Source organism: Microscilla marina ATCC 23134 (assembly GCF_000169175.1).
In the GTDB taxonomy this organism is placed as follows: Bacteria; Bacteroidota; Bacteroidia; order Cytophagales; family Microscillaceae; genus Microscilla; species Microscilla marina.
This window is the reverse complement of sequence record NZ_AAWS01000009.1, coordinates 176,750-193,948: the sequence shown is the minus strand read 5'-3', so window position 1 is coordinate 193,948 and position 17,199 is coordinate 176,750. Positions and strand designations below refer to the sequence as shown.

General features: G+C 37.7%; 12 protein-coding genes. 6 read left to right on the top strand and 6 right to left on the bottom strand.

Annotation, left to right across the window (positions count from 1 at the left end):
- The 3 genes from M23134_RS40485 to M23134_RS10255 all read left to right on the top strand — a co-directional run bounded on the left by M23134_RS40485 (nucleotide 1) and on the right by M23134_RS10255 (nucleotide 7,029).
- Nucleotides 1–2,520 (top strand): hypothetical protein, encoded by a 2,520-nt coding sequence (locus M23134_RS40485; protein WP_004155730.1) that lies wholly within the window; start codon nucleotides 1–3, stop codon nucleotides 2,518–2,520.
- A gap of 126 nt (nucleotides 2,521–2,646) precedes the next feature.
- Nucleotides 2,647–5,187 carry a helicase HerA domain-containing protein gene (locus M23134_RS40480; protein ID WP_004155727.1) on the top strand — a complete coding sequence of 847 codons (2,541 nt, stop codon included), beginning with the start codon at nucleotides 2,647–2,649 and terminating at the stop codon, nucleotides 5,185–5,187.
- A 9-nt stretch (nucleotides 5,188–5,196) separates the two neighbouring features.
- Nucleotides 5,197–7,029 (top strand): DUF262 domain-containing protein, encoded by a 1,833-nt coding sequence (locus M23134_RS10255; RefSeq protein ID WP_004155725.1) that lies wholly within the window; start codon nucleotides 5,197–5,199, stop codon nucleotides 7,027–7,029.
- On the opposite strand, the gene M23134_RS10250 is transcribed toward M23134_RS10255, so the two are convergent.
- From M23134_RS10250 to istA, 5 genes are all read right to left on the bottom strand, one after another.
- Nucleotides 7,026–7,412, bottom strand: coding sequence for a DndE family protein (locus tag M23134_RS10250; RefSeq protein ID WP_004155721.1), 387 nt, complete (start codon nucleotides 7,410–7,412; stop codon nucleotides 7,026–7,028). The genes M23134_RS10255 and M23134_RS10250 overlap by 4 nt on opposite strands.
- On the bottom strand, nucleotides 7,405–9,495 hold the full coding sequence (locus tag M23134_RS10245; protein WP_004155719.1) for an AAA family ATPase: 2,091 nt from the start codon (nucleotides 9,493–9,495) through the stop codon (nucleotides 7,405–7,407). Before M23134_RS10245 ends, M23134_RS10250 begins: the two co-directional genes overlap by 8 nt.
- A gap of 2 nt (nucleotides 9,496–9,497) precedes the next feature.
- Nucleotides 9,498–10,904: a DNA phosphorothioation system sulfurtransferase DndC gene (dndC, locus tag M23134_RS10240; RefSeq protein ID WP_045113326.1), complete on the bottom strand. Its 1,407-nt coding sequence runs from the start codon at nucleotides 10,902–10,904 to the stop codon at nucleotides 9,498–9,500.
- A 327-nt stretch (nucleotides 10,905–11,231) separates the two neighbouring features.
- Nucleotides 11,232–11,975, bottom strand: coding sequence for an IS21-like element helper ATPase IstB (gene istB, locus M23134_RS10235; protein ID WP_004155717.1), 744 nt, complete (start codon nucleotides 11,973–11,975; stop codon nucleotides 11,232–11,234).
- Nucleotides 11,976–11,981: 6 nt separating this feature from the next.
- Nucleotides 11,982–13,529: an IS21 family transposase gene (istA, locus tag M23134_RS10230; RefSeq protein WP_157558422.1), complete on the bottom strand. Its 1,548-nt coding sequence runs from the start codon at nucleotides 13,527–13,529 to the stop codon at nucleotides 11,982–11,984.
- A gap of 139 nt (nucleotides 13,530–13,668) precedes the next feature.
- On the opposite strand from istA, the gene M23134_RS42465 reads away from it, so the two are divergent.
- The 3 genes from M23134_RS42465 (at nucleotide 13,669) to tnpB (ending at nucleotide 14,478) form a co-directional block, all read left to right on the top strand.
- On the top strand, nucleotides 13,669–13,830 hold the full coding sequence (locus M23134_RS42465) for an HIT family protein (RefSeq protein ID WP_082226541.1): 162 nt from the start codon (nucleotides 13,669–13,671) through the stop codon (nucleotides 13,828–13,830).
- 83 nt (nucleotides 13,831–13,913) lie between these two features.
- Complete coding sequence (gene tnpA / locus M23134_RS42700) at nucleotides 13,914–14,186, top strand: IS66 family insertion sequence element accessory protein TnpA (protein ID WP_004155715.1); 273 nt, start codon at nucleotides 13,914–13,916, stop codon at nucleotides 14,184–14,186.
- Complete coding sequence (gene tnpB, locus M23134_RS10220; RefSeq protein WP_004155714.1) at nucleotides 14,179–14,478, top strand: IS66 family insertion sequence element accessory protein TnpB; 300 nt, start codon at nucleotides 14,179–14,181, stop codon at nucleotides 14,476–14,478. Before tnpA ends, tnpB begins: the two co-directional genes overlap by 8 nt.
- A 207-nt stretch (nucleotides 14,479–14,685) precedes the next feature.
- On the opposite strand, the gene M23134_RS10215 is transcribed toward tnpB, so the two are convergent.
- Entirely contained in the window at nucleotides 14,686–17,088 is a 2,403-nt protein-coding gene (locus M23134_RS10215) for an FAD-binding protein (protein WP_004155713.1), read from the bottom strand.
- Between the last annotated feature and the right edge of the window lie 111 nt (nucleotides 17,089–17,199).

Sequence of the window (17,199 nt, the reverse complement as noted above, 5' to 3'; positions counted from 1 at the left end):
ATGAACAAGGACTTAATTCATCAATACATTACAAGTGCAGTACTGGAACACTTTAAGACCAAAGGATTAGCACCAGGCGATAGATATAATATTTACTTCGAAAAACCTGAACAAGTACAGGGACAATTTGAAGCTTTTGACTTAGAGGCATTTGATTATACTGAGGCATCTTACAAAGTTCATTACCTGCCAATTGATAACATCAAACTCATTGTAGCTTGTAACAATGCTGAAACTACGGAAGACTTCCTAACCAAGCTCAGGAATGAAGTCAGTAAAAACGAAGGAATCTTCACTGATACGGCCATTCTGTTTATTCATAATACCCAACTAGACAGCCTTACCGGAGGAACCGAAAGTCTGTTGAAGGAAGGAATGCCTTTACACATAGATGTAATCAAGGAAACTATCAAGGAAAAAATCAAAGAAGAAAAGTTTCTAAAAGGCCATGAACGAAAAATACTCTTGAACACCTTAGAGCAACAAAAGTCTGATTTATTTGAAGATAATCATTCCCTGTTTGATTTTCGGGTATTCTTAGAAATATTTGCAGCTCAGGAAATTTCTGACACTCAATATAAATCTCTGGGCTTATTTAAAGACAACGAGCTGCATTCTATCAAAGAAGAAAAAAATATCAACAAAAGGATTCAGTCAAACCGAAGGCTCTTTGATACAGTAGACCAGACACACAAATACGGAAACCCATCGGACGATCTGGAGAAACACTTTGCATCTGCTGGGGTAAATGCCTTGAGTAAAACTGGGGAGAAAAAACAAAAAGATGGTTCTCAGGAACAACCTTGGTTTTCGGCAAACTTTGAACAGGTACATGAATGGGAAGAACAGAAAAAGAAAGGGGATAAGCCAGAGTATATTGAAACCACACTCAAGAATCAATTAATAATCTGGGAAAAGCCAGAAGGAAATACCAAGGCCAAACAACGTCAGCGCAATATCATTATATTTAACCACTTGCCTGATGCAAGCACTCCTAAAGACCCCATTGAGCTTACCTGCCAGTTTAATGTAAATCCTAAAAAAAGTGATATAAGCTGTCCTATTGATAGTAATCTAAGTGTAGAGTATGCCAATACAAAAGATAAGATTAACCTAAAGCTTGCTCCAAAAGATGCCCAGGATACTGCCTATTGTAAGGTTACTTACACTCATGTTGACAAAGTAAGCAATGACAAAACCAATTTTGAATTTCGTGTTTTTATACTCCCCCTGCCAGAACAGTTACTCAAAAGCATCAAAACGAATTATGTAATAAACATAAAAGCTAATGGACAGTTTATTGAGATCAGGACAGATAATATTGATGACGTTTTAACCTTTAACGAAGATCAGGAAGGTATAGACTCAGAGGGTTTGATAGCTGACGGAACCTATCATTTGTATGAAGACACTCGGTTAGAGTTGAAGCCTGATTCAAATTATGATGAAAGCTTTGTAAACTTTACTCTAAACTATAAAAACACGAGCATTCCATTTCGCACCAGGGTGGATTACGAAGAGCTCAGAGGTATTACAGGTCTGGAAGTATGGCAACAAAAGCGAGTGAAAAAAGATAGTTTTAAATACTCTCATGAGGTTAAAAACAACAAAGATGTTATAAAGCTCAAGCAAAAGAATAATGAATATACTGTTCGAGATGATTTCCGGCAAAGCCTGAAGCTGGAAGCAAAACTGATAAGTTTAGGGGGATGCTATTGGCAAGAGCAAAGTAGTGAACATATCAGTAAACAACACTTAGATATTGCCCCATCTGTGGCTGAGCATTTTCACTTGATTGTTAAATATTACCAAGATAACAAGCTTTTGCCTAGTTTGACTTTTTGGAATGATACGCTACGCCAACTTATCAAAGACTTTCTACACTGCTATCTCAAAGAGCTTAAAAGTATTACCAAAGGTGCTCCGCTTACCAAACAACAACAGAACCTGGAAAACATTGGAGTGATTAAAGAGCTACATGGCCAGGAAAGATTTAAATATACTCCGTTAAACCCGATCAACTTAGTTTATCAACTAGCCTTGTATGAAGAGTTGGATACGCTGGAGTTACCCAAAGAAATTGCGGGTAAATTAACCCCACTGGGTATTGTACCTTACATCTACGGGCAAGGTGAAGGTAGAAGTATTGAACTATATGCACCAATAGAACAGACCCATTCTCAGGAGTGGTTGTATTACCACAGTGCGCAAGTAGATACTTCTTCTGCCTCTAAACGCTACGCAGCCAACCTTATTAAAGACAAAATAAATGAATTTATTGCTCACTTTCACTATCTCTTTATTAAAGGCACCCACGCTCCACTAAAAATAAATTTGATTAACCTGGGTGATTGTAAAGAAGCATTTCAAGGTATTTTTAACTATTACAAATCTGTCATTCAACAATCGACAGTTTTTCCTATTGATGTATATATATACGGCTCCGACGATTATATTACCAAATCGAAGAGTTTCTTTCATGATGATGTGGATGCCATCAAGATGAGTTGGTATACCTAAGAACAGAGCGTTATGATCCAGAAGATATACTCAATGTATTAGGCAAATGTACACTTCTATACTAAAAAACTAGATAAGGGCGTAGAATACGCTCACCTTTCTTTTTATCAGTTTAAGCCCAAGGAAATGAGAGTAGCCCATAACACGGCTACTGACGTAGCTACCGGACTCTCGCTACATGGATTGGTAAACGACATTCCTTCTGTTTTTACCAATGGCAGTTACCGCACTGGGTTTGGTTCTATGAATCTATCACTAAAGCAACTTGACCTGCTTGAAGAATTGGCAGTGTATTACAACGCGCTCATCGATGTTGCTAAATCTGACAACCCTTTTAATATAGAGCAGGCAATATGTACGATCATCAGTGAAGAGTCTAAAAAAGACCTGGAACAACTCTACAATCACTCACAATGGATTACATTTATTGACCCAAAGGTTGACCTTAACTACTTTAAGGGGAACAAAGACATTGTAATTATTCATTACAGCGATCAGTACAGCAATACCAGTGGCTATGATGCAATTACTGTAACCCGTAAAGCAAAACAGTACCAGTTTGTGATTGAGGAGTTTCTAAATAGTAAACCTAATATCGAGGTTCAAACTTCTCAGACACTTGACATCATCAACATGTTCAACGCCTTGAACGGAGACTGGTTATTACAACTGATTTCGCACTCAGAGTATTCACACTTTGACCGTGAAAAAATGAGTATTCTATCTGCGGTTAAAGTAGGTTTAGGCTTTTTATATCATGAAAACATCATCTGGGTACCCATATCACTAGAAGAGGTACTACGGGTATCAGGTGGGGCAGGTTTGAAGCAAAAAGAGGGCATATTTTCAGCTAAAAACCTTGGCTTAGAAGGCAAGCACAGCGATGACTTACTTATGGTAGGCTTAGAAGAAGTAGGAGGAAAACTCTTATTTCACTTATACCCTATTGAAGTGAAAGTGGGCAAAAACTATCAGAATGTAATAGGCAAAGCTGTAGCCCAAGCCCGCCACACTAAAGAAGGTATATACACTACCTTACAGGGAGATACTTTTCAACATAAATTTTACCGTAACTTCTTTGCTAAAATGGTACTGGTTAGTGCCGAAAAAATGAAGATTTATGGTGTTTGGCCTCAAAAAAACAACGATTGGCAGAAAGTTTTAGAAGATTATCGCTACCGACTTTTAAACGATGATTTTACGATTACCAATAAACTCAAAGACTTTATTGGGGAGTACGCAGTGGTTTCATTCAAGGCAGACGTATTTGTACGTAAAGTAAGCGAACAAGGTGAAGGCCTGTTGATGGAGTTGCTAGAGTCTGATGGGTACAACTATCTTTTGGAAGCTACAGAACAAATAAAGGATAGGTACCAAAACGGAGAGTTCAAACATCAAATGCTCCACCAAAAATATCAAGTAGCGCAAACAGTCTCAGACCTGCCCCCAAACTCTGAATCAGCACAAGTAGAAGTAAAAGTCAATGGTCACTCATCTGATACTCACCTTGTGATTAATGAAGAAAAGCCCTTAAACATCTTGTTTGGGCACGAAGTAAATTACCAACAAGAAGTACGCTGGTACCCTACCTCTACTGATAAAGTAATGCATACCAATACAGGGATTATAGGTACTATGGGAACTGGTAAAACTCAGTTTACAAAATCATTGATTACTCAACTGGTTCAAAACTCAACTTATAATGTCAATGAAACCCCTATTGGCATGCTCATATTTGACTATAAAGGTGATTACATTAAGGACGACTTTGTACAAGCAACTAGCGCCAGGGTATTTGACCTCTTTCAATTGCCTTATAATCCGTTGGCAATTGACGTTAGTGAGAACAGTCGTCCTCTACTCCCCTTACATATTGCCAGTAACCTTAAGGAAACCATTACGACTGCTTTTAACCTTGGTATTAAGCAATCGCAAAAATTACAAGATGTAATTATGCAGTCGTATGATGCCAAGGGTATACATAAAGCCAATAAAGCTACCTGGAATAAACTCCCCCCTTCTCTAGCCGATATTTGTGAAATATACCTCAACGATGAAGATGTAAACCAAGACAGCCTTTACGCTGCATTAAAAAAACTATATGATTTTGAAATTTTTGAGCCAGATGCTTCAAAAACAAAGTCTTTATTTGACCTGATAGAAGGAGTTACAGTAATTAATCTCTCTGGGTATGATGATGGCATTCAAAATCTGGTGGTAGCAATAACCTTAGACGTTTTTTACTCTCAAATGCAAAAAAACGGTCATAGTACCATTGATGGCAACTTAAGGGAAGTAACCAAAATGATATTGGTAGACGAAGCTGACAATTTCTTAAGTAAAAATTTCGATTCACTACGCAAAATATTGAAGGAAGGAAGGGAGTTTGGCGTAGGAACTATCTTATCTACGCAGTTTTTGAATCATTTTTCCACTGGTGATAATGAATACTCTAATTACATTCTCACCTGGATTATTCATAAGGTAACTGACATCAAAATTAAAGAGATTGACAGCCTTTTTAACCTTGAAAAAGGCGCAAAGGAACGATTAATAAGCGAAATTAAAAACCTCGAAAAGCATTATAGTGTAGTGAACCTCGCTGGTTCAGAACCTATATTTATGAAAGATAGAGCTTTTTGGGAGTTGATGGCCAATCAATTGTAATTATTGAATATGAAGATAGAATCATTTAGCCTTACCGTATTTGAGTTATTTGATAAACATAAAATTTTTCAAATACCTCGTTACCAACGAAGTTATGCCTGGACAACCTCAGAAGTCGATGACTTCATTACTGATTTAAAAGATTGTTATCAAGCAAGGAAAAACGGAACAACAGGTCAGGAGAAAGCAAAGTCTCATTTTTTTGGAGGCATAGTAAGCGTAGAAAAAGATGTGGAGGCAGCTCACAGGCATACGTATGATGTTGTAGATGGACAACAACGTTTAGCCACCTTTATACTTCTGGTATCATCAGTTATTAAATTTTACGAAAAGCTAAAAGAACAAGCAGTAAAGGAAAAGGATGCTGAGAGTGAGTCATTTTGCTTAGAGCAAATCAATATCCTTAAAGGCAACTATATTACTTACAAAACCAGAGAACGTTCACAGCATATTGAAGTAAAACGTTTTATGGCATCAAAGATAGATACTGATTTTTTTATTGACTTAATAAATAACAATAACCCAGAGCTTGATGACTCCATTGCTTCACATAAAAGGCTTCTTAAAGCAAAAAAGGCGATTGATAAAGCCATAAAAGCATTTGTGGATGAAGAAAGCTCTCTAACAACTAAAATAGAAGTACTTATAAAAATAGAAGATATTCTTTCTAAAGATTACTTGCTATTGCATATTATCACCTCAAGCCGCGAGGAAGCTTATACTTTATTTCAAGTATTGAATGACCGAGGCACTAACCTTACAAATGGCGATTTAATTAAGGCCAATGTACTTGAAGCACTGGAACAGTATCCTAACGAACAAAATAGTGTAGAAAAATCCTGGGATCAAATACTCTCTAGTGAAACAAAGGTTGTAGAAGATAACTTACAGTGGATTTACTCCTCTAAAAATGGTGAAAGAGCTAAAAAAGCCAAGCTTCACAAGGAATTCACCCAGCTTTTTTATCCCATCCAAGAACAAGTTGACCAGGAACAGTCAATAGAAATAAGGGATAATACTCAAAAAATTGTAAATGAATTTGAGTTATGTAACAAATACTTGCATTATCATTGGCCATTCCAAGATGTTGATAATGTCAAACAATGGGATAAGTATCGTCTTTATTTATTAATCAACGTATTAGATAATAAAGCAAGCATACCTTTATTACTTGCGGCTCAACAACTTGGTGCACGTAAATTTGCAGATTTAGTACATTTGCTGGAGAAGTTCTTCTTTAGGTACAAGATCATCTGTAATGGACATGCAAGTGCTTTGATACAAGTATATAATAAAGAAGCAAAAACAATTAGAGATAACCCTGCTACATACAATATAAATCAACAACTAAAGAAAAAGTTGAATAACCTATTACAAAAAAGTGCTGATGACGAAACCTTCAAAAATTTACTTCCCAGTAAACTAAAGTATGAATCATCAGCAAGAAAAGCAGTGAAATACTTCTTAACTACAGTAGATTATTACTTAAGTTGGTATAATGATGGAGCCCAGGGAAGCCCTCAACCTAAAGGCTTAAATCGTATATATGATTTTGAATCCTCAACCATTGAACATGTGTATCCACAAAAGCCTGAACCACATGTAAAAGATTTGAGTTTGGAACCACTTGTCAATACGCTTGGCAACTTATCATTCTTTGATACCAAAGACAATGCTACTGCTGGTAATAAAGCCTTCAATAATAAAAAAGATATTTTAAAAGATTCAATGTTAAAAATGAACATTGAGATTGCAGATAATTCTGTTTGGGACGTAGCAACAATACAACGTAGAGAAAAAAAGCTAATTGAGGTTGCCTTAAAGGTGTTCAGTTTATCTTAACCCAACCCCAAGCTCACCTCACTAATTAAAAAATCAATACCATCCAGGTTTGGATTAGAGCTGATGCTGCCATGCACCAGCTCTAATCCATGATCTATATGAAGCTTAAGGTATTTTGGGATATCCTTATCTGTTTTATAAAGCCCATACTTTTGACAAATAAGGGCGATATAATACGCTTCATGTTCGCCTAGTAAAATTCGCTTGCTGTATTCTTTCCCTTTAGCATCAGCGATATTTTTTAAGTCAAGCTTTTTACTCTGCGCCAGGGAATGACCAAGTGCAATGCGGGCAATAGCATTCTCTGCCCCTAGGCTTAGTTTACTGGTAAGTTCTGTAATACGTATTTTATTGGCTTCAGAAGTTTTAAGACTACTAAACATGTTGAGTAACTATTTTTTGGGCTGTTTCAAATAATTCATTTGGCTTCACAGGCATAAACGAAGACTTTTCATCATCTTCATTAACTATTAAATGAGTATTATTTATGTACTCTTTTAGCAAATCATACTCCGCCTGTGTCATCTCTTTATTAAGCAATGGCAAAATCACTACTTGCTTAGAGATTGTTGGGTAGAATTCTGCAATGATGTTCTGAGAGTGAGCTACATCCAGTTTTTGCATCGGACTATCAATGAATACCGGAAAGTCAATATTTGATTCTTCTACCAGAGATTTTAAAATGGCCGTGGCATAAAGTTGTTGTTCACCTTTTGATAAAGTCGTTTTTTCTATTTCCTCACCACGGTTATTGTACAAGTGTATATCTATAATATCATTGTCCAGCTCTACCTTTACTTTTTCTACAAAGTCTTTTTTGTGCATTAAGGTTCTTAGCCCTTGTAAAATATGTTGCTCCAATGACTCATGCTTTTTGTGCTTCATCTTTACAATAAATGCATTCAAGTGTTCAATTAACCTTGCGGTTTGTTTATCTTTACCTTTATACTTTTCGCCCACTTCTATTTTTCGGGTAAGGCTTTCGTATAAACTTTTTTGACTATTCAGTGTGCTTTCTCTCTTACTACTTTCACTGATGAGTGCCTCTATTTTATCTTCTATTTCGATCACTCGTTGCTCCAATCGTGTTTTTTCATCTCGATGCTTTTGAATCAATGCATCTTTCTCTTTACTCTCGGCATCACTAAGTTGAGCAGTCACTTGAGCGTTATCCTGACGATTGCGTTTCACGCGTTGTTTTAAAGCTTGAAGCTGTTTTTTATAAGAAGTTTTTAAGTTATCAATGATTGCCCTGAGTGTATACAACTCATCTTCTGAAAAACCATGCAATACTTTTACTTCATCGGTTGCTTGTTGTTCGTTAGGTTTAAAATGTTTATCGATTAATTGTTGAAGGCTTTTTAGGTAGTATTCATGGGTAGCTTTATGAATATCTTTATTTTTGAGTGACTTGAAGTCTTTTAATAACTTTTTGAAGTTACCTTGGGTAGCTGAGTCCTGTACAGAGGCTTTAGATTGTTTTAGTTCTTGCACCCCTTGCTCCAACACTTCATTCAATAGTTTGAAAGAGATAGCAAAAGGAGCCAACTCCATCAAATCTTTGAACTCATTTCTTATTTGCTCCCCCTCTACCTTAAGCTGTACTTTACGTTTACGTAAATCTTTGATCTGATCAACTGACAACCCACTTCCTTGCCGGATTAAACGCTCCTGTATTTGATCTATCTGAGTTTGGCAAATCAACTTCTCTTCTTTGAGTTTAATAACTTGCTCATCACTATATTCAATTAACTTCTCTGCTTCTTCAATCTGTTTAACCGTCGTTTCAAACTTCTGTTTCTCATCATCACTTGCCGAATCTCTACGAAAACGAAGTCTTAAATCCTGAAGGTTGCTTTTGAGCGTTTCATATTTGTTAATCCCTAGTACTTCCGAATAAGCTTTACTCAACTTTCTCTTATCATCGATGGACTTCATTTCAGCCAGTGAAACTATTTTTTCAGCATCAAAGAAGAAGAACTTGGCTATTTCTTTAGGTAAAATAAAATCGTGGATAAAAATCTCTGTACCAATATCCTTGATTAATTCATTTTCTTGCCCATCAATCAGTATTTGTAATTTATCCTCAACAGCCCCGTAGCTATAGCTCCTAATGATATCTATATTACTGCAAGAAACCCCTGGTATATCAATATCATTAAATGTGATTTGCACCGAATATAAACGCTCATCATTGGCATAAGCCAAGCGATTCATGCTTGCCAACAAATATTTATGGTATCCTCCTGCCTCAATGATTTGGCGTTTAAAAATATCATCTACTTCTTGCATGAGCTTGCCGTACAAGCACCAAACCAATGAAGTAAGTAAGGTAGTTTTACCATAACCGTTGCTTCCAGCTACTACAAATACATTGCGATGGCTTTGGCTTTTATAATCAAAAGTAAGTTGTTGATCTCCCGCGTAAATTTTAAAGTTATATAGCTTTATTTTTTGGATATTCATTCTTATATGTCTAGTTTCATTTGACCATTGTCACCCTCTTTTTTATCAAAATTAACCTCTCCATCCTGATAACCTTCTACAGCGGTTTTGGTGGGGTAAACATGTTCTTCTATAATATGTTCGAGGTCATTTTGAAGCCCTCTTTTATTTACCAGAAGTACTTTATTCTTTTGCGCCTTTAGCAAGTTGTTAATCAATTTAAACTCCCCTTCATTGTCACAAACTTCTTGTAGCAATTTCTTTTCTTTTTTTATGTTTTCATCTCCTTGATTGAAACTGATTTGCCGATTGAAAACATCATTGTATATATCAGAAACATTAAATTCAAAGATAAAATCTCTATGCCAGGTTACTTGAATAGCAGCCAACTCCTGATGGGTTATCAGCACCATCTCAGGCTGATCTTCTTGGATTTCTCTTTGAGCCTTAAGAACCTCCTCTAAAATGTATTTTCTCCATCTTGGCCAGTAGGGACCTGGTCCCTCTTGATTATTTCTTCTAATGGGCATTCGGTATTTCTCCAGATCATATTCTGGGTGATCCCGATCTACTGTTTTTGATAAGAAATCACGAATTTCCACCAATGGTACCATCCAGTCTTCTCCGCTTTCAATCAACCCTTCCATAGATTTGTCTCTTTTTACCACAGTACAAACCCAACAACCAAAACGACTGTTGCCACAAGAAGGAGTTGAGATATCGGTAATAATAGGACAATCACCACCACTAGAACTCATGTATAAGGTAATCAACTCTTTGTTATCACCTTCCCAAGGTGGGTTTACTGCTTGCAAATAAGTCCAAACATCCTTAGTGAGTACATCTTTGATGGGAGTAAAAGCATAGGCATTTGCCAAAGAGTGAGTTCTTAGGCGCTGCCCTTTTATTTCATGACGCTTAATATTTTTGGCTCTTTGTGAACTTTCGTCCGATCGGGTACCCAGTAGGATGATAACCTCTCCATAATTACTTATTTTATCCTTAATATATTGGGTAGTAGGGTTAATTTTGAGACGTTCGGTACACCAACGAAAGATAGTGTTGGGGGCAGGGTATCCTTTACCAATTAGGTTTACCCAAAAACTACTTTCAAGCTTTGGAGTAGTTTGTTCTACAGTCATCGGCATGCCTTGAGCAAGGCTTGCTTCTCTTATTTTTTCAAGTGTTCTCTCTACAAAACTTAAAATTTTTGGGTTTTCGACCAAAGTGTTGTTACAAATTACATGGATGGGGCGTGTGCGCAAATCTTGCGGTACATTATCTTGAATCGTTTTCCACACCAATTGCAATAGCATAGTAGAATCCTTCCCTCCGCTAAACCCTATAATCCAGGGACGGTTATTATCCTCCTCACGATACTGCTCAAGTATCTCTTTTTTTATTTGTTCAACTTGCTCTTTTATATTCATTTTTGTAGGATCATTTTTGCTCACTAAAGTTAACAATCTTAACATTATTAACAAAACGGCATCGAAAAGACAAAATTACTACTAAAACAAACAACATCGTAAGATCGTTGCACAATTATGGAAAAAAATAATTGTCCTTTCTGTCAAACTAATTTGAGCACCATAAAATCTCAGAAAAATGTGTTTGCTATTTATGTGTAATCGGTAAGGTAGGGGTAACAAAGAAATGTAAATAAGGGGTAACAGTTTTTGGTATAAAAAAACCTCTGTTTTAGAGGAACCTTCAGCAATTTAGCCAAAAGTTGTTACTACACCAACCTTTTATTTTTAAAAGATGGTTTTCCTATTTTTCATTCTATAGCTCTCTCCCTTTAGTTGAACGACTTGCGCTCTGTGTAGTAACCTATCCAGCATGGCTGTAGCCAACACCTGATCATCGAGCGCTTCAGCCCATTCTTTGGGAGATTTGTTGGTCGTGATGATGACTGAACTCTTTTCATGCAAGGTGTCAATGAGGTGAAAAAGCATTTGCCCGACTTTTTTCTCGATGGGGAACATCATAAGATCATCTATGACCAGTAATTCGGCTTTCACACAGGCATTATATTGTGCCCGATTATTTTTGGTCATATCCGAGAGTTTTAGTATTCTGGCTAAATCCTCCATTGTCCTAAAAATGGCCTTATAACCTGCCTTGAGTGCCAAGTAAGCCAGTCCTGCTGCAATGAAGGTTTTCCCTGTTCCTGATGGTCCCATTAAAATGACGTTAAAATGCTGTTCGAGCCAATGAAGCTCTTTTAGTTGGTTCATTTGTGTTTTGGAGATGCCATTGTCCACCCCAAAATCATAGTATTCGAGTAAATGATTCTGGGGAAGTTTGGCTCTTTTAATGCGAGTTTTCATCATTCGCTGTTCCCGTTCATTGATTTCGGTTTGCAACAAAAGGGTGAGCCATTCTTGATGAGTCATTTGTTCAGTTTGTGCCTTCACCAGGCTTTCTGATAATTTTTGCTCCACATTGAGTAGCTTGAGCTGTAGAAGCATCTGTCTGAGATGATCGGTTGTATACATTTTATATTAGTTAAAAAGTTGTTCAAATAATTCTATATCGGTTTTTTGTGGTTCCATTGCTGCCCAAGTATCTGCTGAGGGGTGCTCAACTTTGGCAGAAGCTGTAGTAGGGGCTGATTCAACTCCCTCCCCGATGTTAGGATTTCCAATTTTCTCAAGCTCATAATAGCGGGCAATTTGGCTGAAGTCAGTGCCACTATAGACTTTCTGCTCTCTACAGAACCGAAAAGTACGCTCTATAACATCTTTTGGGTGTTTTTCTAAGGTCTTCTCTATAGTATTGAGCTGACCTTTAGCATAACGATTCCATTTTTCGGCTACTTGGGTAAGGTAGGTTTTGGCAAGCTCAGGTTCTACAAACTGCTCTGCCAAGCTCTCAATGAGCTTGAGTACCAGGTACTGGCTGTTTCTTAGATGACTTTCGGCTATTACTTGTTGGTGTTTTCCGGTAACAATCAAATGTCGGGCAAGCTCTTGGTGAGCCTCACTATAGATATACAACCATTCTTTATCTGATTCAATGATTACCTTTGGGTTTTCATAATAGGTGCCCAACGGAACACTATAGAAGTTCCCCTGAAAACAAACTAAATTATCTTTACGAACCTGGCGATAAGTATAGGGGATAAAGGATGGTAGAGGAGTAAAAACTTGTAAATGAGACTGTTCCTTTTTGAACTCCTCAGCCGGAACCAGTCCAGTGCCATTATGAACTCGTCCATTACCTGTGCGCTCAAGCCAGGCAAGTGCAGCAGTGTTCAACAAACTGATGTTTTCAAACACCCGGCCGTGCAGAAAATTTCCTTTGACATAACCCACTACGTTTTCAATTTTGCCCTTACTCTCTGGATCAGCCTTTCGGCATAGGTACACCTTAAACTTTCGACTTTTCAGGTAAGATGAAAATGCCTGGGTGTAGATAATAGCTCCTTTATTCTCCGAAACCACAAATACCCGATCCTGATCATAGACCACCTGAGCTGGAACCCCTCCATAATAGGCAAAAGCTTGCTCATGAGCTAAAATGGCAGTTTCACTGGTGAAGGGGGTGTCTTGGAAATAAACATATTTATAGCGGGAACAACTCAGTACTATAGCGAAAAAGTACACCTTATGCTTTTGCCCGTCATTGTCCACCAACCAATCCTGACCGAAATCTACCTGAGCTTGTTCACCATACATCATAGCAGGGATTGGCTGATAATCTCGGAAGTTGCGAGACTTTTTGATGATGTTATGCTTTTTGCGGACGTACTGAGTAAAATTGTAAAAGGTTTTCTCACACACCTCTGGTAAATCATCATAATGCTCATGCAACCAATCGCGAACCTGAGCACTACTTGCTGATGAGCAACGCTCCAGACGAGTTTTAACAAAGTGTTCATAATCAGATAACTTGGGGCAACGTTGCTCAGCGTCAACCAACACCCAATGTTCAAAATCAGGTTGGGATAGCCATTTGTAGAGCGTTTTTCGGCTGATACCTAATTCACGACTGATCTGAGATAGGCTTGCCCCGCTTTCGCGTAGAGCCAATAATTTTTGGTAATTCATAAGTTTTTGCAATTGGGCTGTTTTTAACATGGCTTACCAGATTTGTTGGATACAAGCCATAAACTTAAAAAACTGTTACCTCTTAATTACCAAAACTGTTACCCCTTAATTACCAAAAGCGAAATCTGTAGGAACGAAAATGTGTTACCTCTTAATTACCGAAATGTGTTACCTCTTAGTTACCGATTACATTTATGATAGGTTCCCAGTTTCACCAGGGCATACGCTTATTATACCCAACAAACATGTAGCTAATTTTTTTGAGCTTACTCAAGAAGAAATGAAGTATCCCTCCCAGTGAGTACATGTTTACATCTGCTATTTGCCTGCTTACCTTTGTATCAAAAAGATATGAATAAAGAACAGAAAATGTTTGATTGAGTTATGGGAGCAAAGTGGACAAACTCAACCTGCTTTTGTGCAGATCAAGGTGTAAGCCTGGCCAGCTTTGGTTATTGGCGTACTAAATGGTTGGCCTTGCACAAGTCAGAGGAAGTCCAGTCACCTGTTTTTGCTCCTATAGAAAAACCAACCCCCAAGTCAGTTGATATCAAGGCAGCCCAAGTGTACGAAATTGTTTACTCCAATGGAGTTCGTCTTTGTTTGCCTTCTTTGGACTTATCCATTTTACCTCAACTGCTCAAATTAGATGTTTAGCCTTCACGCCGATTACCAATATTTTTTGTACCAAGGTATTTGTGACATGCGTAAAAGCTTTGATGGTTTGTGTGGTTTGGTGTTGGGCGAGTTGGGGCGTGAACCCACTGATGGTTCGGTGTATGTTTTTCTCAACCGTCGTCGCACTCATCTAAAATTACTTCATTGGGAAGCAGGAGGTTTTGTGTTGTACTATAAGCGTTTGGAAAAAGGCTGTTTTTCACTGCCCAACAAGGCGAGGATTTCCTGGTTGGAACTGAGCCTAATGGTGGAGGGGAATAAGATCCTATAAAGAAGGGCTTGCTTGGCTTAACTGTTCTTCGTGGAATGGATACCTACTAAGGATAAAGCTACCCTCAGAATCGAATATTTTGAGGGAGTTTGAGAAAAGGAGGGGTTTCTTATACTCCAGTGATAGGATGTAAAAAAAGTGATCCCATAAAATCCAGGATCACTTTTAGCTATATACATTACCTGTCAAGTATTGAGTAGCCTAAGTTTAACAAGTAGAACCTCCTAAACAATAGTGACCATTATCGTAGCCATCGTTATGAGCGTCCTGAATACTAAAATACGGGACACGATGTTGATTTGACATTAACATTTCCCATTCACAACCAAACATATGTAACTCTGGGCAAGGAGTAGAATTAAGATTGCCCACAAAAGGTGCGATATAAAACCTTAAATGAATCGTAATCTCATATGCTGGTTCTCCAAGACGTTTTACAAGAATTTTCGCTGAATAGTTCTCATGATATGGGTTTTGAGTTGTTACAAATGGTAGCTCCCCTACTGATAACCGAAAAGAGATTGGATAAAGCCTGGTACTGGGTATATTGATCTTTTTAATACTACCTTGATTACCTCTGGTTTTGGTAGCAGTAAGTAGGTACTGATCTTTTTGATAATGGTTAGTAATATAAAAATTATCTGTTTCAAGAAACCTTACCGGATCAGTGAGTTCAGAAGAAAACTGCAAGTAAGTGCTATCAGGAGCGCTTGCGAGATCAATTTCAATTTCCAAATCAGAGCTTCGCATCCAAACTGGTAGTTCAATTTTTAAATGATCTCCCGAATTAGGGATTAGTGAAAAAGTTGTTTCAACTATCTCAAGACCTTTACCTTCTTTGCTGCAAAGAGATTTAAAATTGTCCATTTGTATGCCTGCTTCGATGGGGGTAAGTGTGGCAGGCTTAGAAGCATCCAGATTCCAACGGGCAGCATTAGGGCAGTCAAACAACCCTGTGGCGTTAAGAATGTGATAATTGGTTACCCAAGTATTATAGAAAGGATAATCTGTAGCAAGCGTTGTGTCGTTATAGGTATTGTACTTTCCTTTATGAAATCTGACTCCGCCTCCGGGAAATTCGCCTCTCAGGTAATCAATGAGTTTATCAAAGGCATCGTGGTAATCATCCTTAAAATCATCCCATTTGTTAGCTCTGTTATTGGGTAAAAAGCCTACAATTTCAATAAAAGCACTGTCTCTTTGATAAGTTGGGCAAAGGTAATGCATAGATTCCTTGGTAAATCTAATACCAATGGGAGTGATAAAATTCACATCAGGATTGAGGTCACTTAGAAAATTAAGTGCTTTTTCTACTGCTTCAATAGTTCTTCGAATGGGCACACTAAACTCAATACTGGTACCTACATTATTGGCTTCCGGATCACTGGTGAATTCTGTATTATCTACATCTTTCTCACTATCAGATAAAGAGCTATCGTATTCAATGCATTCGTCAGGTAAACGTCTGATGGCTCGGTAATAGGCAGAGGCTTTGTAACCTCGGACAAAGTGCTCTCCATTATCACTCACAAAAAAGTTATCGTTTAGTATATTTACCGTCGCAGCGGCTGGTTTGGGCTTTGAAATATTGAATAACAGACCTTGCAACCATAGGCCAAAATGATTACCTGGATTCTTTCTGGCAGGCGGCCATACTTTTTTACGATTGTTGTGATGATTTTCCCAGTTACTGGGGCGGCTTTCGACAGGCACCTCATTCCAGTAATCTATACGGCAATGAGTATCATCTTTAATTCCTCCCTCTCTTAGGCATTCCGCAGTATTGACATAAATTTTTACTTGGTGATTTTCATGCAAAAAACGGGGAGGTTCATCGTTATTTATCTGTTCATCTACGGTGTCATTAAATTTATTTTTGATTGCTTGCCAAGTGGTGGCTTCAAAACGTTCATCTAGCCAGTAACTGTCTCTAACCTCTAAGGTATAGGAATGAACAATGCCAAATAATCCATAACCACAGGTGACTGAATAAAACAGGTTATTATCTTGTATCAGGCACTTACCGTTAGATTCATCGGAAAACTTTTGAGGGTCTGAAATGCCATGGGTAGGTTCAATCACCCAGGTTTCCACTAACCTTTCACTGTTAGAGGTAGTTTTTACCACCAGCATTTCTACTGAGCGAACCATGTCGGTAAATCCAGGCAGGTACAGCCCGGTACCATGGGTATTAGTATTGATCACTCCCCCAATAGTTTGTCCATCAAAAGGTCCCATATTTATCAAACCAAGTCCTTTGGGTGCTAAAATTTCACGATTAATAGTTCTAAGCTGAGTACCTGATTTCACTCTTACCAATGCGTGAGAAGATGATTGTAAGTTAAGTTGGCTATCTGGTTTAAGCCAGGAATAGTTGGGAAGTTCACCTGATAGTTTTACAGGAGAGATCAGTATGTTATTTGAAACAGGCTGGGCAACCTTAGAGTGTGAGTGCCCCGATCCTACCATTTTAACTTTTAAACCACTGGCAATGGCTATTTCGAGAATATGCCTGATGTCAGGTTCATTGGAAGGCTCATAGTAATTAGATTCAGGAATGGTTGTTTCATGGCTTTTGATCCAGTTTTTCCAGGTTAAAGTATTAGACATAGCAAAAATGATTAGCAACTACTTGAAGAAAAAAGATAGAATTTACTAGCTGGTGTAGAATAAGATACAATTGAAAATGATTTAAGAATCAATCCAACCTTTTAACTCTAA